This is a genomic window from Bacillus sp. JJ1532 (genome assembly GCF_036965085.1).
In the GTDB taxonomy this organism is placed as follows: domain Bacteria; phylum Bacillota; class Bacilli; order Bacillales; family Cytobacillaceae; genus Cytobacillus.
Genome location: NZ_JBALOW010000003.1, coordinates 154,798 through 174,098, shown reverse-complemented (window position 1 = coordinate 174,098; position 19,301 = coordinate 154,798). Strand labels below are relative to the sequence as shown.

Sequence of the window (19,301 nt, the reverse complement as noted above, 5' to 3'; positions counted from 1 at the left end):
GTTACTTCACCTCTCCCAATGCTTCCTTCACTGTAAAGCGCCCTTCGTAAATGGCTTTTCCGACAATGGCGCCTGTTACCCCATCATCGTAAAATTCTTTTAAACTAGTTAAATCAGAAAGCTTACTGACTCCCCCAGAAGCGATAACACTTTTTCCTGTTTCTTTTGCCAACAGTCTGACTGCTTCAATATTTGGACCGGCAAGCATGCCATCTGTTGCAATATCTGTAAAAATAAACGTCTCTGCTCCGGCATCCGCGAAGCGTTTACCTAACTCAACCGCCTTCACTTCAGAAGTGTTCAGCCAGCCGTGCGTTGCTACATAGCCGTCCTTTGCATCTAAGCCTACAGCAATTTGATTGCCATATTTCCTGATCATTTCAATCGCGAAATCTGGTTTCGAAACAGCAACGCTTCCGATGATCACACGGGAAATTCCATTTTCCAAATAATGAGCAATATCGGTTTCGGTTCGAATGCCGCCGCCAATTTGAATATGAGTCTTTAGCTCCTTGGCTGCCTTTATAACAGAAGCGTCATTGACTCTTTTTCCATCCTTTGCTCCATCTAGGTCGACCATATGGATCCAGCTTGCTCCTTCATCTGCAAACTTTTTTGCCATATCAAAAGGAGAATCCCCATATACCGTTTCTTGATTATAATCTCCCTGTAGCAAGCGGACACACTTGCCGCCTCGCATATCAATTGCTGGATAAATGGTAAAGCTCATTTTTCGGTCATCCTTTCCCATACAATTCCAGTAAAATTACTTAAAAGCTCCATGCCTAATTGTCCGCTTTTTTCTGGATGAAATTGCATCCCATATATATTTTCTTTTCCGACAACAGCCGGGACTTTTACATCATAGCTGCTTTCCGCGATAACGACGCTCTTATCGTCTGTATCTACATAATAAGAGTGAACGAAGTATGCAAAATTTTCATGTACTGATTGAAGAAGCGGCGATGGCTGAACAAAAGTAAGACGATTCCAGCCCATATGCGGGACTTTATACGGCACTCCGTCCTCTGAAACTCCAGGAAATCTTCTCACAGAACCCGGCAGCAGCTGAAGCCCCTTTGTCAGCCCGTTCTCTTCACTTTCTTCAAATAATAGCTGCATGCCTAAACAAATCCCAAGCAGCGGTTTCCCAAGCTGTACGTATTCTTTTATCATGCTCGCTAATTCCAATCTTTCTAAAAGCTCCATCGCATCTTTAAAGGAGCCTACACCAGGAAGAATCAGCCCATCTGCCTTTTGCAGTTCTCCTCTTTTTTCAGAAATAAAGTAAGAGGTGTCTAATCGCTCAAGTGCCTTGCTGACACTAAAGAGATTACCCATTCCATAGTCAATAATCCCGATCATTTACAACAGCCCTTTCGTAGATGGCACTCCTTTAATGTTAGGGTCAATCGTTGTCGCCTCATGTAAAGCTCGTCCTAATGCTTTAAAAATCGCTTCAATTATATGATGTGTATTTTGACCATAGTGAACAATCACATGCAGATTCATTCTTGCTTCAAGGGCAAGCTTCCATAGGAATTCATGCACAAGCTCTGTATCAAAGGAGCCCACCTTTTGGCTTGGAAACTCCGCTCTCATTTCGAGGTGTGGGCGATTACTTAGATCAATGACCACCTGCGCCAGCGCTTCATCCATCGGCACAAACGCATTTCCATATCGTTTAATTCCTTTTTTGTCGCCAAGAGCTTCCCTTAATACTTGTCCAAGGCAAATGCCGATGTCTTCTGTTGTATGGTGATCATCCACTTCAATATCACCTTTTGCATCGACTGTTAAATCAAATTGCCCATGCTTTGAAAAAAGGTCAAGCATATGCGTCAAAAACGGGACTCCCGTTTCCAGCTTGCTAGCTCCCTGCCCATCAATATTAAAAGCCAAATATATGTCCGTTTCATTCGTTTTCCTTTTAATTTCTGAAGTTCTTGTCATGTTTTCTCCTCCTGGCGGGACTTGGGGTGATTTTATAACTACCTTCACGACTGACTTTCTGTGCGGAAGGGCGTTTTAAACCTTTTATAACTACCTTCACGATCAATTTTTTGTACGGAAGGGCGTTTTGAACCTTTTATAACTACCTTCACAACTCGTTTTCTATACGGAAGGGCGTTTTGAACTTCTTCTGTCCCGATTTGTGATAAACCTAGGACAAGGGACTCCCCCCTGACCTTTATTTCTTCAATCTTATATCAATTGCGCGTGCATGGGCTTCGAGGCCTTCAAGCCGGGCAAATGCCGAGATTTTTTCCCCGTTTTCTTTTAGGGCTTTTTCACTGTAATAAACAATGCTGGATTTCTTCTGAAAATCCTCTACATTAAGCGGACTGGAAAAACGGGCTGTGCCGTTTGTTGGCAATACATGATTAGGGCCGGCGAAGTAATCACCAACAGGTTCAGGACTAAAGCGTCCGAGAAAAATCGCTCCTGCATGTCTGATTTTTCCTAGAAGCTCGAGCGGATTTTCCGTTACAATTTCTAAATGCTCGGGAGCAAGGCTATTAATCGTTTCAACTGCTTCTTCCATTGTTTCTGCCACATAAATCGCTCCGAAATTTTCAATCGATTGTGCAGCGATTTCCTGACGAGGCAGTGAAGCCAATTGCTTCTCCACTTCAGCTGAAACAGCCTTTGCCAAGCTCTCTGATGGGGTGACGAGGACACTGCAGGAAAACGCATCATGCTCGGCCTGCGATAATAAATCGGCTGCCATTTCATCTGGTTTTGCCGTATCATCTGCTAAAATCGCAATTTCACTTGGGCCCGCGATCATATCAATATCGACATCGCCAAACACTTCCCGTTTCGCCAAGGCAACAAATATATTTCCTGGCCCCGTGATTTTATCTACAGGTGCAATCGTTTCCGTTCCATAAGCCAATGCCGCAACAGCTTGAGCACCGCCCACTTTATAAATCTCCTCTGCTCCAACCTCCTGAGCAGCTACTAGAACCGCTGGCGGAAGCTTCCCTGTTTTTTTATCAGGGGGAGAAGTGATAACAATTCGTTTGACCCCTGCAACCTTGGCAGGCAGCACGTTCATGAGCACTGAGGATGGATAAGCAGCTGTTCCGCCTGGCACGTATAGGCCAACTGAATCTAGCGGAGTTACCTTTTGTCCAAGAACCGTACCATTTTCTTCGGTTGTCATCCATGATGGGCGCAGCTGTTTTTCGTGAAAAGACCGAATATTTGCCGCAGCCTCTCGGATTATTCCCAAAATCCGATCATCTATTTCTTCATAAGCTTCCCTTTTTTCATCCTCCGTAACAGCAAAATGAGTTAAGGTGATCCCATCGAATTTTTCCGTAAAGGCTGATAATGCGGCATCTCCATCTGCTCGAACCTGCTCAATAATGCCCTTCACAATCGCCCGCTGTTCTTCTGTTCCGCTATCGACAGACCTTTTGATGGACACACCTTCATTTATTTTCAAAATCCGCATTCGTTTCACTCCTTAGAGGGCATCAAAGCTCTGCAATCTTTTCACTTCACTTAAACGTTCGACAAGCTCACTGATCCGATTATCCTTCATTCGAAAGCTTGCTGGATTGACGATTAATCTGGAGGTGATGTCGACTATCCGCTCATATTCAATCAGGCCGTTTTCCTTTAACGTTCTCCCCGTTGAAACAATATCAACAATCCGGTCTGCTAAGCCAATTAATGGCGCCAGTTCAATCGACCCGTTCAGCTTAATAATTTCAACCTGCTCCCCTTGCTCACGGAAATAAGCTGCCGCGACATTCGGGTATTTCGTTGCCACCTTAGGGGCTACGTTATTCATTTTCGTGTTTGGGACGCCTGCCACAGCGAGGTAGCACGCACTTATTTTCAAATCAAGCAACTCGTAAACATCACGCTCTTCCTCAAGCATGACATCCTTCCCCGCAATCCCAAGGTCAGCGACCCCATGCTCTACATAGGTTGGGACATCCATAGGCTTTGCTAAAATAAACCGAAAGCTTTCTTCCGGCACATCAATAATCAGTTTTCTTGAATCATCAAACTCTGGGGGGAGACGAAATCCAGCTTGGCGAAGCAGTTCAACCGCGTCTTCAAAAATTCTCCCCTTTGGCATAGCGATGGTTAAAGCATCCTTCATATTCCTGTCTCCCTCCCCGCTTTGCCGACTAAAAAGGTGATGTCTTCATATTGATTCGTACATTGATCAATGTCCTTCACCCCATTGATATCTTGTAAAACTACTCTTTTTCCAATGCTTCTCTGCTCCTTAGCAACTTGATAAGCTTCCTTCCGCCGTTCCGGACTAAATAATATACAAGTGGCTTGTGGCTCCATTTCTTCGTCCTTAAGGGCCTCAAGCAGGCGGTCAATTCGTATGGCAAAGCCAGTCGCTCCGGTTGCCTTCCCGAATTTTTGCAGTAATTGATCATAACGGCCGCCGCTAGCAATCGGAAAACCAACATTACCCGCATATACCTCGAAAAGGATTCCCGTATAATAGCTCATATGACTCACAAGTGTTAAATCAAATTTCACCTTTTCCACGAGCCCATAGTCATCCATCATTTCATATAACTGCTGGAGCTGAAGAACATCCTTTCTGCCCAAGTCATTCTCAAGGAGGCTATAAGCCATTTCAATCACTTCTGCTCCGCCTCTTAGCTTTAGAAAATCTAGCAGCCGTTGCTTATCAATCGATGAGAGACCGAGTCCCTTCACATGCTCCCGGTAGCCAACATAGTTTTTCTCATATAAGAATCTTGTCAACGCATCAACTCTTTCCTCTGTTCCTAAGATTTGCAGAAAAAGAGTGCGGGTCAATCCGATATGCCCAACAGAAAGCTGAAAATCCTCAAGCCCAGCTTCCTGTAAGGAACTTATAATTAAAGCGAGCCCTTCTGCATCAGCACTAATCGTATAATCGCCAATGCATTCTACCCCAATTTGTTCAAATTCCGCCGGCCGTCCGCCCTCTCTTTGCTGGGCGCGAAACACATTGGCTGAATAAGCAAGGCGGATAGGCAAATCATTTTTTAACAAACGCGAAGCGGCTACTCGCGCAATCGGAGCTGTCATATCTGGGCGAAGGACAAGTGTGTGCCCTTCTTGATCCAGCAGTTTAAATAATTGCTGATCTAATATCGCTGAAGCTGATCCTACTGTTTCATAGTATTCTAGTGTTGGAGTTTCAATAAACTGGTAGCCCCAGCGCTCCATTTCCTCTTCAATCGAAGCTCTTACCTTCCGTTTTCGATTAAACAAATCTGGCAATGTATCTCTCATCCCTAAGGGCTTTTCAAACATAAACAAGCGGCTCAAATCCGTTCACCTCGTATCTTAAATAGCTAAATGCTTTAGTTCGCTAATATGGTAGTAAGTTAAAGATTATTTTATCGCTTATAATTACTTACGTCAACCATTTAATAACTATAATTTTCGAGCAATATCGAAAATTGAAGCAGGATTTTTGTACAAAAAAATAGAGACTCTCTAATAGAGTCCCCATCTTATTGCTTCATTTTCGGATCGAGGGCATCTCGAAGTCCATCTCCCATCAGGTTGAATCCTAATACAGTCAGCATAATAGCCAGCCCTGGGAAAATTAATGTCCAAGGTGCTTGTGTGATATAGTTTTTAGAATCGGCAAGCATTTTCCCCCACTCCGGTGTTGGAGCCAGCGCGCCCATTCCAAGGAATCCTAATGCAGCAGCCTCTATAATAGCAGTGGCAATCGCAAGTGTTGCTTGAACGATAACAGGGGAAATACTATTCGGCAAAATATGACGAAAAAGAATTCGAGTATCCTTCATCCCTACTGCACGTGCTGCCATAATATATTCATCTTGCTTCACGCTTAGCACCTTTGACCGAACAAGTCTTCCGAAGTTCGGGATGTTAATAACCGCAATTGCGATTAGCGCATTTTGTAAAGATGGGCCTAAAATTGACACTACTGCAATGGCCAATAAAATGCTCGGAAACGCAAGCATTATATCAAAAATTCTTGAAATAATGGCGTCTACCCAACGACCATAATAACCAGCGATAATTCCAAGAATGGTCCCGAAAAAGACCGACCCTAACACAGAGAAAAATCCTACCCAAAGGGAGATTCTTGCTCCATATAGAACACGTGAAAAAATATCCCGGCCGAAATCATCAGTGCCAAACCAATGCTTGCTAGAGGGGGCTTGCATTCTCTCTGCTATAACCTGGTCCCTAAAGCTATACGGAGCTATATAAGGAGCAATAATCGCTAAAATAACAAAAAAGATAACAATTCCTAAACCAACTAAAGCCAATCGGTTTTTACAAAATGACAGCCAAGCTTCCTTCCAAGGAGGAATGAGCTTTTCTTCAGAAGCAACTGGCGTAGTATTTGCCGCATTTTTTGCAAGTTCAGCCATTAACAATCCCTCCTATTTGGTATATTTAATTCTTGGATCAACGACTGCATATAACAGATCAACGATTAAGTTTATCAAAACAAAAATGGCTGCAATCACTAATATACCTGACTGGATAACTGGATAATCTCTGTACCCGATTGCATCATATAAATACCGGCCAATGCCAGGCCAGCCAAATATCGTTTCCGTTAAAATCGCTCCGCCTAAAAGCAGCCCTGTTTGCAAACCAATTACAGTTAGAACTGGAATGACCGCATTTTTTAATGAATGCTTATAAACGACCCAGAACATTCTTAAACCTTTGGCTCTAGCCGTACGAATGTAATCGGATTTCATAACCTCAAGCATCGTGGCACGCGTCATTCTTGCAATAATAGCCATCGGTATAGTCGCAAGAGCAAGACTCGGCAAGGTTAGATGTTTTAAAACTGTTGTAAACTGATCAAATCTTCCTTGAATTAACGTATCAATTAAATACAAATTGGTAATGGAGGATACTGGGTCCCTTACATTCTCTCTTCCTGTTGTTGGAAACCATCCTAATTCGTTAGAAAATCCCCATTGCATCATTAACCCCAGCCAAAAGATCGGCATGGATACCCCAATAAGTGCAAAGACCATTGCAACGTAATCAAACCATGATTTCGAGAACCAAGCACTGATAATCCCTGCATTCACACCAATAAAAACGGCAATAATCATAGCAACAAGTGTTAACTCAAACGTCGCTGCCAAGAACGGCCATATTTCCTCGTTTATGGGCCCCCTTGTCCTTAGTGAGGTTCCTAGGTCACCATGTAACAGGTTATTAAGATAATCAAAATATTGTAAGTACCAGGGCCTGTCCAAGCCTAGTTCTTTCGTTAATACCGCGATTGACTCCTTCGTTGCCCTTTGTCCAAGAATGATTTGTGCAGGGTTACCTGGAATTGCATGAATAATGGCAAAAACAATGAGTGTCATTCCAAATAATACAGGTATTAATGAAAAAACACGGCGTACCGTATATGTAAGCATTTGTTGTCACCTCTTTTATTACTAAAATAAGGAGGGAAAATTCCCTCCCCATTTTATGATTATTATTTAAATTCCACGTTTGTTAATGCTTCAGAGCCAGTTGGATGCGGCAAGTAATTTGCCACGTCTTTCGCAGCTGCTAATAATGGCGTAGAGTGTACGAGCGGAACCCATGGTGCATCATCATGGATGATTTCTTGCGCTTTTCTGTATAATTCATTACGCTTTTCTTGTTCAGGCTCTGTTTGAGCTTGAATCAAAATATCATGAAGCTCATCATTGCTGTAATAAGAATAGTTATTGCTTCCGATGCTATCTTTGTCTAGCAAAGTATAAAGGAAGTTGTCTGGATCCCCATTGTCCCCTGTCCAGCCAAGCATGAACATATCAAACTCACCTTTTGACGCTTTGTCTAAATACGTTGCCCACTCAACAGATTGGATATTAGCTTTAACACCGATTTTGCTTAAGCTTTCTTGAATAAGCTCAGCAACCTTTTGTGCCTCAGGCATATATGGACGTGCTACAGGCATTGCCCATAGATCGATTTCAAAGCCATTTTCATAACCTGCTTCTTTCAACAAAGCTTTTGCTTTTTCTAAATCATATGGGTATGGTTCGATTGCATCATTGTAGCCTTCAATTGAAGATGGCATTGGATTAACTGCCGCGTCTGCCTTTCCTCCATAGAACGCGTCAATAATCGATTGCTTATCAACTGCATGGTTAATAGCTTGACGAACAAGCTTATTATCGAATGGTTTGCGATTTGTGGTTAAACCGATATACCCAACATTCATAGATGGGCGTTCGATAATTTGTAAATTGTCATTACCTAATACAGTTGCTTCATCTGAATTATTAAGACCATCCATTAAGTCAATCTCGCCTATTGCAAGAGCGTTCAGACGAGCAGTGTTTTCTGGAATTACACGGAAGATAACTTTATTTAGCTTTGGATAGCCATCTTTCCAGTATTCTGTATTCTTTTCAATTGTAATCCTATCATTTTGCTTCCATTCAACGAATTTAAACGGACCAGTTCCAACTGGATTTTCTCTGAATTTATCTCCATACTTTTCAACAGCTGCAGGACTCGCCATGCCAAACGGTGACATCGCAATGTTCTTAAGGAACGGAGCCTGTGGTCTAGTTAGATCAAATTGAACAGTATAATCATCAACAGCCTTCACTTCTTTAATAACATGTCCCTCTTCACCTTTATATCCGCCAAACATTGAGTAGTACGGGAAGCTCTCCTCATTCCCATTCATCCAGCGGTTAAAGTTAAATACAACCGCTTCTGCATTAAAGTCAGTGCCATCATGGAATTTTACACCTTTGCGAAGTTTAAAAGTGTAAGATAAACCGTCATCAGTAACTGACCATTCTTCTGCAAGCCCTGGATTAACCGTAGTATCTTGATCGCCATACTCCAATAATGTTTCAAAGATATTTTCTGTTACTTTGAATGTTTCACCTTCTGTTGTTGAGATTGGATCAAGAGAAGTAGAATCTCCGCTACGTCCATAAACGAGTGTGTCTTTTTTCGCGGATTCGCTGCTGCCGCTGTCACCGCTGTCAGTGCTGTTAGTGCTGTTAGTGCTTCCAGCAGGTTCATTTGATTTGCCGCTGCAGCCAACTAGAAACATACTAATGGCTAATATAGAAATCAGCAGCATTTTGAAAGTCTTTGTCCTCATGTGCATTTTCCCCCATTTTTTTTTTATATCATAAGTGCTGCTTGCTACTTGTTATACAAGTGACATGCAACATAATGACCGTTTAGATTGTGTTCCTCTGGTCTAGTCGTTTTACATATATCCATACACTGTGCACACCGAGTATGGAATGCACATCCTGATGGCGGATTTGAAGGGCTTGGAAGCTCACCCTGAATTAATATTGTTTCCCTCTTCATATCAGGATCCGGTATAGGAACCGCAGAAAGAAGCGCCTGTGTATAGGGATGCTTCGGATTCTCATACAGCTCTTCACTTTCGGCCAACTCTATTAATCTACCTAAATACATCACACCAACCCGGTTGCTAATATGTCGGACAACTCCTAAATCGTGGGCGATAAATATATATGTAAGCTGAAATTCCTTTTGGATATCTTTCATTAAGTTAAGAACTTGGGCTTGGATCGAAACATCGAGTGCTGAAACAGGCTCGTCTGCGATAATAAGCTTGGGCTTTGTCATAAGAGCTTTAGCAATTCCAATCCGCTGGCGCTGCCCACCGCTGAACTGGTGCGGGTATCTTTTCGCATGGTAGCTGCTCAAGCCCACAACTTCAAGCATCTCCTTAACTTGCTTTTTTCGTTCCTCTTTCGTACCGATGCCATGTACAATTAATGGTTCCTCTAATATCTGCTCAATTGAATGGCGCGGATTCAATGATGCATATGGGTCTTGGAATACCATTTGGATATCCCTGCGTGTCTTTCTAAGTTCTGATTTACTCATACTTGTAATCTCTTTATCTTCGAAAACAACCCTGCCGTCGCTTGCTTCTATTAATCGCATGAGCAGCCTTCCTGTTGTCGATTTCCCGCAACCGCTTTCACCAACGATTCCAAGAGTCTCTCCCTTATTCACATAAAAAGAAACATCATCGACAGCCTTCACTTCTCCCTTTTTCCTGCCTAATATCCCCCCCGTTATCGGGAAATACTTTTTCAGGCCATTTACCTCAAGAAGTAACTCCGACATGTTCATCACTCCTCTCCCTCAATGTATGTAGTAAACACCGGACCTTATGCCCATCCGTCTCCATTATATTTAATTCAGGGGATTCTTCATGGCAGCGGTCAAATACCTCCGAACACCTTGCCGCAAACCTACATCCTTTATGAACCGTTCCGGGTGTCGGTACATTTCCTGGAATACTATAAAGGCGATCTTTCTTTCCTCTTAAATCAGGCACTGATTTCAACAGACCCTTCGTATATGGATGCTGAGGATTCTTCAAAATCGTTCGAACATCCCCCTGCTCAACGATTTGGCCTGAGTACATTACTATCACTAGTTCACAAATTTCTGCAACTACACCTAAATCGTGAGTGATGAGAATGATAGATGTGTTAGTTTTTTCGTTTAAATCCTTCATAAGCGCAAGAATTTGTGCCTGGATTGTTACATCAAGAGCAGTTGTCGGCTCGTCCGCAATTAACACCCTCGGATTGCAGGCCATCGCCATCGCAATCATCACTCTTTGTCTCATTCCGCCAGATAACTGATGCGGATACTCAGAGATAATTCCTTCCGCTCTTGGGATTCCAACAAGCTTAAGCAGTTCTATGCTTCTAGCCTTTGCCGCACTTTTTGATGTTGCAGTATGTAAACGAATAGCCTCCATTAACTGGTTTCCAATTGTAAAAAGGGGATTCAGTGAAGTCATTGGCTCCTGAAAAATCATCGAAATTTGATTCCCGCGGATTTTTCTCCATTCTTTTTCAGAGATATTTTTTAAATCCTTTCCTTCAAAAATAATTTCGCCGTTTTCAATTTTACCCGGAGGAGAAGGAATCAATCCCATCGTTGTTAATGAGGTTACACTTTTCCCGCTTCCTGATTCTCCAACAATTCCTAAAATCTCACCCTCGTTCAATTCGAAACTGACTCCATCAATTGCTGGTACAAACTTTTTTCCTGTTTGAAACGATACCTTTAAATCCTTTATTTGAAGAATAGGTTTTTTACTCATATTCACACCTACTTTAAATTTCTTATTTTATTATAACGTCACAAATATTATGAATATGCCAAATCTTTTAATAATTATGACATATGTGAGTAAAATGGTTTGTCGAAATTTATCCTGCGAATAGATTTTTTTACTCCCTAAATTGAGAGCCTAGCTTTCTAACTAGGAAGGCGATTTTTTACACAAAACCAATAACAATACTTAAACGAATATATTTTCTTTTTTGCTATTCTATTACTCATCGTATAAAAAACTTTTTTAATTTATTTATTTAATTACCTTTTCCATTCATTAAAGGAGTCAATTTGATGCTTACAAACAGTTGTAAAAGCTTTCAGCTAATACCTTCATCGTTATCTCGGTAAAGCGTTAAAGTAGCGGTACATAGGACAATCTGGATTAAAGGCTGTTCTATTACTGACAATAAAAAGCTCCGGCAGCCATAAAGGCTTACCGGAGCATTTTTCACTTATTTTATTCCCCCATAGATCGGATCGTCTGCCCACCGTTTTTCCATTTCTTCCGGTGTATAGATAATCCGCATGGGATTTCCGCCGACGAAGGAGCCAGCAGGTACATCCTTGTGCACTAGTGTGCCGGCTGAGACGATGGCGCCGTCTCCAATTTTGATGCCAGGCAGGATCGTGGAATTGGCACCGATCATCACTTCACTGCCAATTTCCACCGGCCCCAGTCTATATTCTTTAATCAAATATTCGTGTGCGAGAATCGTTGTGTTGTAGCCGATAACCGTGTTCCTGCCGACACTGATTTTTTCGGGGAACATAACGTCAAGCATCACCATGAGGGCAAATGACGTCTGTTCACCAACCTTCATTTTCAGAAAGGTGCGATAAAGCCAATTTTTCATCCCCAAGAAAGGGGTGTAGCGAGCTAGCTGAATGACAGCGAAGTTTTTCACTACCTTCCAGAATGGAACGGTTTTATACACATGCCAAAGGGAATTGCCTCCCTCTACTGGAAAGCGTTCCGTTCTCCTCATCCTTTATTAACCTTTAAAATATCGAGTAAATCTTCCATATGATCTATTAGATAATCTGGATCAAATCCTTCTAAAAACTGTTTCCCTTTTAAACTCCACGCAACGCCAACAGTTTGGGTGCCCGCATTTTTCCCTCCTAAAATATCATGGGAATTATCGCCAACCATCATCGCTTCTTCTGGATTTGCTTGGAGCTGTTCTAATGCTTTTAAAATCGGCTCCGGATCAGGCTTCGGATTTTGAACATGATCTAAAGCAACGACCACATCGAAAAATTGATCGAGCTTTGTTAGAGCAAGGCCCATTTTTACCGTTATCATCCCCTTCGTAGTGACAATCCCGATTTTGTAGCCTGCTTCCTTTAAAGTGCGAATCGTTTCAAAGACGCCCGGAAATTCCTTTACAAGCAGGTCATGATTCGTGATATTGAAATCCTTGTAAGCTTCAATCATTTCCTCCACTTTTTCCGGATTAACCGATTCAAATGTTTCCCTAAGTGTCGGTCCCATGAAAGGCAATACATCCTCCCGCTTATAGCGATCCGGATAATAGCTTCCTAACACATGTAAAAAAGAAGATATGATTAGTTCATTTGTATCGATTAATGTCCCATCTAAATCAAATAAGATTGTATTAACTTGAGTGCTCATATACGGTTTCCTTTCTTTTTTCCAAATCTATTCGGTTCCAGATGAATGAAACAATTAATGTTAATAAAATGGCAACCCCTAAGCGAATGAGCAGAAGGGGAAGCACCGGTATGCCGAGCGGAACAAATATCAACGTATCTTCCACAACGGCATGACAGGCGACCAGGAATATAAATGCAATCGTTACATCCTTTTTGCTGACCCCGTCCTCTTTTACCGCCTGAATCATAACTCCCGCTCCGAAGGCAAGACCGAATAATAATCCAGCAGCTAGCGTGGTTGAGGTGTTTTCTTTCATCCCTAGCGCTTTCGTGACAGGCGCCATCCATTTTGAAAAAACAGCCAGCCAGTTTAAATCCTTCAAAAATTGAATAACAATCATGAGCGGAATGACAATGATGGCAAGCTGCAATATGCCTAGTCCCGCCTTTTGCAGGGCATCCAGCAGAATGGCTGTCCAGCCCGAAAGCTCCTCTTCCTTAACCGGAATCATCCCATATTTCGCTATTTCCGAACCACCATGCCAAACTAAATTAATGGCGATGGCAGAAATGATGGCTAATCCAACTCTAACAGCCACAATGATCCAGAGCTTCACACCAACTTTCGCCGCTACACTGGACTCAATCAGCAGGTTATGAGAAAAGGACAGCATTACAGCAATAATAAATACTTCCTTGACTGTTAAATCCAATGTTAATATGGCTCCAATTCCAGCGAAGAGATTCAGCATATTCCCCAAAACGAGAGGAATCGCTGCATCACCTGGCAAGCCAATAAGATTCATCAGCGGCGTAATCAGCTTTATGATCCATGGCAGGACAGGGGTGTGCTGTAGAATGGCGACAATTAATGTGACAGGAAAGATAACTTTCCCCAACGTCCAAGTTGTCTTTAAGCCGGCCTTTATCCCCTTTTTGGACGATTCAAGCAACATTTCTTTTCTCCCTTTTTCTTTAATATCGGTAACTTTCGCAAATAAATTGGTCGAATTAATACTTATAGCGTCAGTTCCGATTTTTTTCCGACTATACCTTTAATAACGTTATGCACCATTGTCTAAATAACGCACTTTTGCATAACCTTTCATCCGTCTTAATACTAGTAAAATAATGGCACCCACGATAAGGACAATGGAAATAGTTTGTGCCACTCTCAGCTGCTCAGTGAGCATTAAACTGTCTGTCCGCAGGCCCTCGACAAAAAAGCGGCCGATTGAATACCAGATGACATAGCTGAGAAAAAGCTCCCCGCGGCGCAGATTGACTCTTCTTAATAACAAGAGGATAGCAAATCCGGCAAAGTTCCAAAGCGATTCATATAAAAAAGTTGGATGATAGTAAGTTCCATTAATATACATTTGATTAATGATGAATTCCGGCAGGTGCAAGCCTTCAAGGAAAGATCGAGTCACTTCCCCGCCATGGGCTTCCTGGTTCATAAAGTTTCCCCATCTGCCAATAGCCTGCCCTAATATAATACTAGGGGCCGCAATATCCGCGAGCTTCCAAAATGAAACATTTCGCTTTTTGGCAAATACGTAGGCGGTGATCACAGCTCCAATCAAGGCTCCGTGAATAGCAATGCCACCTTCCCATATTTTCACTATGTCGCCTGGGTTTTGACTATAATAGCCCCATTGAAAAATAACATAGTAGATTCGTGCCGATATAATCGCAATCGGAATGGCAAAAAGCATTAAATCTGCAAATAGGTCCTTCTGCATTCCCCTTTTCTCTGCTTCCCTCATTACTAGAATTAAGGCTAAGGCAATGCCGACACCGATAATAATCCCGTACCAGCGAATCTCAAGCGGCCCTAGAGAAATCGCAATCGGGTTAAGCGGCTGTATCATTGATTCCATAGTCATTGCTCCTTTATAGTTCAATTTTTTCTAACCAAAACTTAATAAGTGCGGTAATCCTTTAGGTGGCGCATTTTTACAAACATGTCCACCCGAGAAAAAATACAAATCCATCAAATTGTCCACGAACGGTGCCTCGCACCTAAGCTTATTCTTTGCTGTCATCCATGACGTCTGCGAGGCGACTACTGAATTGCTCTGCGGCATTAACGCCCATGCGTTTCAAGCGGTAATTCATCGCTGCCACTTCAATAATAACTGCCAGGTTTCGTCCAGGGCGAACCGGAATCGTGATCTTGGGAACATCCATATCAATGATTTTCATTTTGTCTTCATCCAGCCCAAGCCGTTCATATTGCTTTTTTGAATCCCATATCTCTAGGTCCATCACGATCGAGATTCGTTTATTGCTTAGAACAGCCCCAGCCCCAAACAATGTCATCACATTAATAATCCCAAGACCGCGAATTTCCAGTAAATGCTCGATTAGTTCTGGTGAAGTGCCGACAAGGGTATATTCATCCTCCTGTCTAATTTCCACACAGTCATCAGCCACTAACCGATGTCCGCGTTTTACAAGCTCTAAGGCCGTTTCGCTTTTACCGACCCCGCTCTTCCCTGTAATGAGCACTCCGACCCCGTACACATCGACAAGTACGCCATGGACGGCAGTTGTCGGAGCCAGTTTACTTTCCAGATAATTCGTCAGCAAACTAGAAAATCTCGTTGTTTTTTGGGTCGTTCTTAAGAGGGGGACTGATTCGCGCTTTGAAGCGACAATTAACTCTTCAGGAACCTCAAGGCCTCTTGAGATGATAATCCCAGGTGTAATGTCGGTGCATAACCGTTCAAAGCGAAGCTGACGATCGATCACTCTTAACTTTTCAGTGAATGTGAGCTCTGTTTTTCCAATCAACTGTATTCTATCTGCCGGATAGAATTCGAAATATCCCGCTACTTCAATACCGGGCCTGGAAATATCACTCGTAGTAATCGGCCGGTTGATCCCCTCTTCCCCGCTAATTAACTCAAGGCCAAATTTATCTACAATGTCTTTAGTACAGACCTTTGCCATTCCCATTACCTCCTATTGAAAAGGGGTGGAGCTGGAGCTGCCATGCATGTAACCCCCATTACTACAATAAAAATTAGCTATCCTACATCGTCTTGTTCAGAAATTCAGTTACATATGGTGAGAAATTTTTAGCATATCATCTATTTTAGCACTTTTTAATAAAGAACCAAATTCTACAATCTGAAACACGAGAAAAAAATGCGCCTGTTCGCGCTCATTTTTCCATTTCAAAATAGACAGCATGATATAAATGATTTTATAATAAAATGAATATGATCCACGATAGATATATTGTTTTTCTATAAAAAATTTCAAAAAGATGATGAATGAAAGCTATTCTTGGTGGCAGCCTTCCTAGTAATAACAGAATCAAGAATATGGAATAAGAATGAATGACACCTAAGGAGGAACCGAATGAAAATTATCAGAACCACCAGCTATGAAGAAATGAGCTTGAAAGCAGCGGAAATCATGATTGACCGAATCCGAAATAATCCTGAAATCACACTTGGTCTTGCAACTGGCAGTACACCAAAAGGGGTTTACCAAAAGCTAATCGAGGACCATGTGCAAAACCAGACTTCCTATAAAAAAATTACAACCGTCAATCTGGACGAGTATGTTGGAATTGATGAACATGATCCGAATAGCTACCATTATTTTATGAAGGAACAGCTTTTAGACCATATTGACATCCCGCCTTCACAAACACATCTGCCAAATGGGATGGCAGAGAATTTGCATGAAGAATGTGCAAAATATGAGGCTTTGATTGAATCCTTTGGAGGAATAGGATTACAGTTGCTTGGCATCGGAGAAAATGGGCATATCGGTTTTAATGAACCCGGTACACCGTTTACTAGTAAAACCCATATGATTGAGCTTGAGGAAAATACGCGGCAAGCGAATGCAAGATTTTTTAATTCTCTTGAGGAAGTTCCTACTCATGCCGTTACGATGGGAATTGCTACGATTATGGCTAGTAAAGAAATTATTCTGCTTGCTTCAGGAAAGTCCAAAGCCAAAGCGATTAGCCAGTTGATAAGCGGGGAGATTGATGAAAGTATTCCTGCCTCAGCGCTTAAGAACCACCCGAATTTCACCATTATTGCTGATGACGAAGCATTAAAATTTGTATAAAGTAAAACTTCTATCAGTGGGGATTTACAGCTTCTTAATCTGTGATAAACATCTTGAAGAGATGGCATATGATGCTGTCTCTTTTTCTGTTTTCCCCTGCACCCATGTCCTTTTCAAGCTTTCATTCATATTATAAGGGTAGATAGCTTAATTTTTACAGAATGTAGCAGTTTCGAGAAAAAATAGAAAGGAGCAGCGAAATGAAAATAATGCTGGATGCTGGTCATGGATTTAATACGGCTGGAAAACGCAGCCCGGATGGTATGCAGGAGTATGAATTTACAAGGGCTGTAGCCAATTATGCACGGCCTCTGCTAGAAACCTATCAAAATACCACTGTTTATTTTGCACACTCAGACAATCTGGATGTCCCTCTTCAAGAGCGGACAGATCAAGCGAATGAGTTAGAAGTCGATGTATATGTGGCGATTCATGCAAATGCCTATGGAACGACTTGGAATGCAGCAAATGGGATTGAAACCTATGTGAATATTGGAAAGCCTAAGGATGCCTATGAACTCGCTCAGAAAATCCAACAGAATTTAGTGATTGCCACAGGATTAAGCGATCGCGGGGTCAAAACTGCCGATTTTCACGTTCTCAGGGAAACTAATATGACGGCTGTCTTAACGGAATGTGGTTTTATGACAAACCGTCAAGAAGCTTCCTTATTGCAGACCGAAACTTACCGGAAAACCTGTGCCGAGGCAATCGTAAAGGCTCTCACAGATCAATACAACCTTAAATTAAAAACCAGTGACAGCACCAATAAGGAACAGCCTTCAGCAAAAAATGGACTTTATAAAGTCCAGGTCGGTGCCTTCAAGGACAAGAAAAACGCAGAGGAACTGGCACAGGCTTTAAAAAAGCTTGGATATTCACCGTTCGTTTATTTTGAATAAAGAAAAGAGGCTGACAGATGAGTCAGCCTTTCTTTTTCTTATCTTTAGCAGGCTCAAGCACTGCTTTTTGAATGATTAAATTCGCTATGGACATGATCACTGCCATGAGTAAAGCTGTTCCAAAACCCTCGATTTCAAATGAACTTCCCATAATGTCGTCAGTAATCATCAGCGTGACCGCATTGATAACAAACAGAAACAACCCTAACGTTACTAAAGTGACTGGCAATGTTAAAATGATTAAAATCGGTCGAACGAGGACATTTAATATCGAGAGGATCGCACTTGCCCCAACAGCTGCACCGAAGCTTGATACATAAAAGGATTCATCTAAAAAACCTGCTATCGCCACAAACAGTATGGCATTAATTAGTACTCCTGCAACCCATCTCATATTAAAACACCCCGTCATTTAAGCTCTCTATGTTTAAAAATCAACTGATTTTGCTTTATTGATATGAATGGCACCTGTTTTCGTTTCAGCTTTTAGCCGTAAAGACTGCTCTGATTGGTTTACGGATTGGAAGCGAAGCACTTTTTGAATCACATCGCTTTTATCCTCAACGATTTGGATCCCGTCTAGATTGACATGCAAGCTTCCGAAATTTGTTTTTAACTCTCCATTAACTGTTAAATGATTCGGAACTTGCAATTCAATTTTCCCAGCCACAGCCTTCGCATCAATGACATCACATTTACCATCCTGAACAGCGCAGAAAACATCGCCATTAATAGAGTGAAGATCGATTTTTTCAAAAGCGCCATCCACATGGATTGCTCCATTCAGCGTTTCGACTTCAATTTGTTCAATATGGCTCTTTTGAATAGTAATTTGTCCATTAGCCGTTTCGACTTCAGTATACTTGCCATTCATATTTTGAATTGAAATTTTTCCATTAGCCGTTTTGGCTTTAAAGGTATTTGCCGTTAATTGCTGGCTGTCGATGGACCCATTAAACAGGCGAATCTTTACCTTATCATATTCCGTTTGAGGAATATAAATAACCGCATCTACTTTCATCCACTTTTGCTGTGTAGCAAAACGAAGCTTTTGACCCTCAACCGCAAAAGTAACATCATTTAAAAAGTTCCGTCGTGCTTCTTCCTGAGTTTCTACCCGGTACACCTTCGCCTTGCACTCAATTCGCACGTCCTTCTGGTCCCAAGGCAGAACCTCCATTTTTCCATTCGCAATATCCACATCTACATCCTTGAAGGAAACATCCCCTTGTTGGAATATATGTGTTATTTCTACAGATTGACCAAAGTTAAAGTCCAAATCCATGTCCTTGATTTTTTTAAAGGCCGAGTCTACAAAATCCAAAATTTTATCCTTTGCAGATTGAAACTTGTAATTGAATGGCTCTTCTTTTTTCGCTTCGTCAAATTTTACAGCAGTAGAAATCTCCTGAAAAAGGTCACCCTTCTTGCCTTCCGCTGATTTACCTGTTTTCTCAAGCTCTTCTAATAGAAAAAGAGCCTCATCCACAGTCAGCTTGCCATCTTCCACCATTTTAAGTATCCGTTTGCGTTCAGCTTGCATAT

20 protein-coding genes are annotated in these 19,301 nt (G+C 41.9%); 2 read left to right on the top strand and 18 right to left on the bottom strand.

What is annotated here, in order from left to right:
* Window position 1 precedes the first annotated feature (1 nt).
* The 16 genes from hisA to hprK form a co-directional block, all read right to left on the bottom strand.
* Window positions 2-730 (bottom strand): 1-(5-phosphoribosyl)-5-[(5-phosphoribosylamino)methylideneamino]imidazole-4-carboxamide isomerase, encoded by a 729-nt coding sequence (hisA, locus tag V7122_RS02195; RefSeq protein ID WP_335344019.1) that lies wholly within the window; start codon window positions 728-730, stop codon window positions 2-4.
* A complete protein-coding gene (hisH, locus tag V7122_RS02190) occupies window positions 727-1,365 on the bottom strand; it encodes an imidazole glycerol phosphate synthase subunit HisH (RefSeq protein ID WP_335344018.1) in 639 nt (212 codons plus the stop codon). The genes hisA and hisH overlap by 4 nt, the downstream gene beginning before the upstream one ends.
* A complete protein-coding gene (gene hisB / locus V7122_RS02185) occupies window positions 1,366-1,953 on the bottom strand; it encodes an imidazoleglycerol-phosphate dehydratase HisB (protein WP_335344017.1) in 588 nt (195 codons plus the stop codon). It lies immediately after the preceding gene.
* A gap of 238 nt (window positions 1,954-2,191) precedes the next feature.
* The gene (gene hisD / locus V7122_RS02180; protein WP_335344016.1) at window positions 2,192-3,463 is read right to left on the bottom strand and encodes a histidinol dehydrogenase; all 1,272 of its coding nucleotides are present in this window, start codon (window positions 3,461-3,463) and stop codon (window positions 2,192-2,194) included.
* A gap of 12 nt (window positions 3,464-3,475) precedes the next feature.
* Window positions 3,476-4,123, bottom strand: coding sequence for an ATP phosphoribosyltransferase (gene hisG / locus V7122_RS02175; RefSeq protein WP_335344015.1), 648 nt, complete (start codon window positions 4,121-4,123; stop codon window positions 3,476-3,478).
* Window positions 4,120-5,304 (bottom strand): ATP phosphoribosyltransferase regulatory subunit, encoded by a 1,185-nt coding sequence (locus V7122_RS02170; RefSeq protein WP_335344014.1) that lies wholly within the window; start codon window positions 5,302-5,304, stop codon window positions 4,120-4,122. The genes hisG and V7122_RS02170 overlap by 4 nt, the downstream gene beginning before the upstream one ends.
* A 188-nt stretch (window positions 5,305-5,492) precedes the next feature.
* The gene (locus V7122_RS02165) at window positions 5,493-6,392 is read right to left on the bottom strand and encodes an ABC transporter permease (RefSeq protein WP_335344013.1); all 900 of its coding nucleotides are present in this window, start codon (window positions 6,390-6,392) and stop codon (window positions 5,493-5,495) included.
* Between the two features lie 12 nt (window positions 6,393-6,404).
* Window positions 6,405-7,412 (bottom strand): ABC transporter permease, encoded by a 1,008-nt coding sequence (locus tag V7122_RS02160; protein WP_335344012.1) that lies wholly within the window; start codon window positions 7,410-7,412, stop codon window positions 6,405-6,407.
* 62 nt (window positions 7,413-7,474) lie between these two features.
* Entirely contained in the window at window positions 7,475-9,115 is a 1,641-nt protein-coding gene (locus tag V7122_RS02155; protein ID WP_335344011.1) for an ABC transporter substrate-binding protein, read from the bottom strand.
* Window positions 9,116-9,159: 44 nt separating this feature from the next.
* On the bottom strand, window positions 9,160-10,128 hold the full coding sequence (locus tag V7122_RS02150) for an ABC transporter ATP-binding protein (RefSeq protein WP_335344010.1): 969 nt from the start codon (window positions 10,126-10,128) through the stop codon (window positions 9,160-9,162).
* The gene (locus V7122_RS02145; protein ID WP_335525673.1) at window positions 10,109-11,122 is read right to left on the bottom strand and encodes an ABC transporter ATP-binding protein; all 1,014 of its coding nucleotides are present in this window, start codon (window positions 11,120-11,122) and stop codon (window positions 10,109-10,111) included. Before V7122_RS02145 ends, V7122_RS02150 begins: the two co-directional genes overlap by 20 nt.
* Window positions 11,123-11,591: 469 nt before the next feature.
* On the bottom strand, window positions 11,592-12,125 hold the full coding sequence (locus V7122_RS02140; protein WP_335488288.1) for an acyltransferase: 534 nt from the start codon (window positions 12,123-12,125) through the stop codon (window positions 11,592-11,594).
* A complete protein-coding gene (gene ppaX, locus V7122_RS02135; RefSeq protein WP_335344428.1) occupies window positions 12,122-12,775 on the bottom strand; it encodes a pyrophosphatase PpaX in 654 nt (217 codons plus the stop codon). Before ppaX ends, V7122_RS02140 begins: the two co-directional genes overlap by 4 nt.
* Window positions 12,759-13,712 (bottom strand): nucleoside recognition domain-containing protein, encoded by a 954-nt coding sequence (locus V7122_RS02130; protein WP_335525672.1) that lies wholly within the window; start codon window positions 13,710-13,712, stop codon window positions 12,759-12,761. Before V7122_RS02130 ends, ppaX begins: the two co-directional genes overlap by 17 nt.
* A 108-nt stretch (window positions 13,713-13,820) precedes the next feature.
* A complete protein-coding gene (gene lgt, locus V7122_RS02125) occupies window positions 13,821-14,639 on the bottom strand; it encodes a prolipoprotein diacylglyceryl transferase (protein ID WP_335344426.1) in 819 nt (272 codons plus the stop codon).
* Window positions 14,640-14,787: 148 nt separating this feature from the next.
* Window positions 14,788-15,714, bottom strand: a complete 927-nt coding sequence (gene hprK, locus V7122_RS02120; protein WP_335344425.1) for an HPr(Ser) kinase/phosphatase — start codon at window positions 15,712-15,714, stop codon at window positions 14,788-14,790.
* A gap of 414 nt (window positions 15,715-16,128) precedes the next feature.
* Between hprK and nagB the strand changes: the two genes are divergently transcribed.
* Window positions 16,129-16,854, top strand: coding sequence for a glucosamine-6-phosphate deaminase (gene nagB, locus V7122_RS02115; protein WP_335525671.1), 726 nt, complete (start codon window positions 16,129-16,131; stop codon window positions 16,852-16,854).
* 200 nt (window positions 16,855-17,054) lie between these two features.
* Window positions 17,055-17,756 (top strand): N-acetylmuramoyl-L-alanine amidase, encoded by a 702-nt coding sequence (locus tag V7122_RS02110; protein WP_335525670.1) that lies wholly within the window; start codon window positions 17,055-17,057, stop codon window positions 17,754-17,756.
* Window positions 17,757-17,778: 22 nt separating this feature from the next.
* On the opposite strand, the gene V7122_RS02105 is transcribed toward V7122_RS02110, so the two are convergent.
* Window positions 17,779-18,150, bottom strand: a complete 372-nt coding sequence (locus V7122_RS02105; protein ID WP_335525669.1) for a phage holin family protein — start codon at window positions 18,148-18,150, stop codon at window positions 17,779-17,781.
* A 33-nt stretch (window positions 18,151-18,183) separates the two neighbouring features.
* Window positions 18,184-19,299, bottom strand: a complete 1,116-nt coding sequence (locus tag V7122_RS02100; RefSeq protein WP_335344421.1) for a DUF4097 domain-containing protein — start codon at window positions 19,297-19,299, stop codon at window positions 18,184-18,186.
* Between the last annotated feature and the right edge of the window lie 2 nt (window positions 19,300-19,301).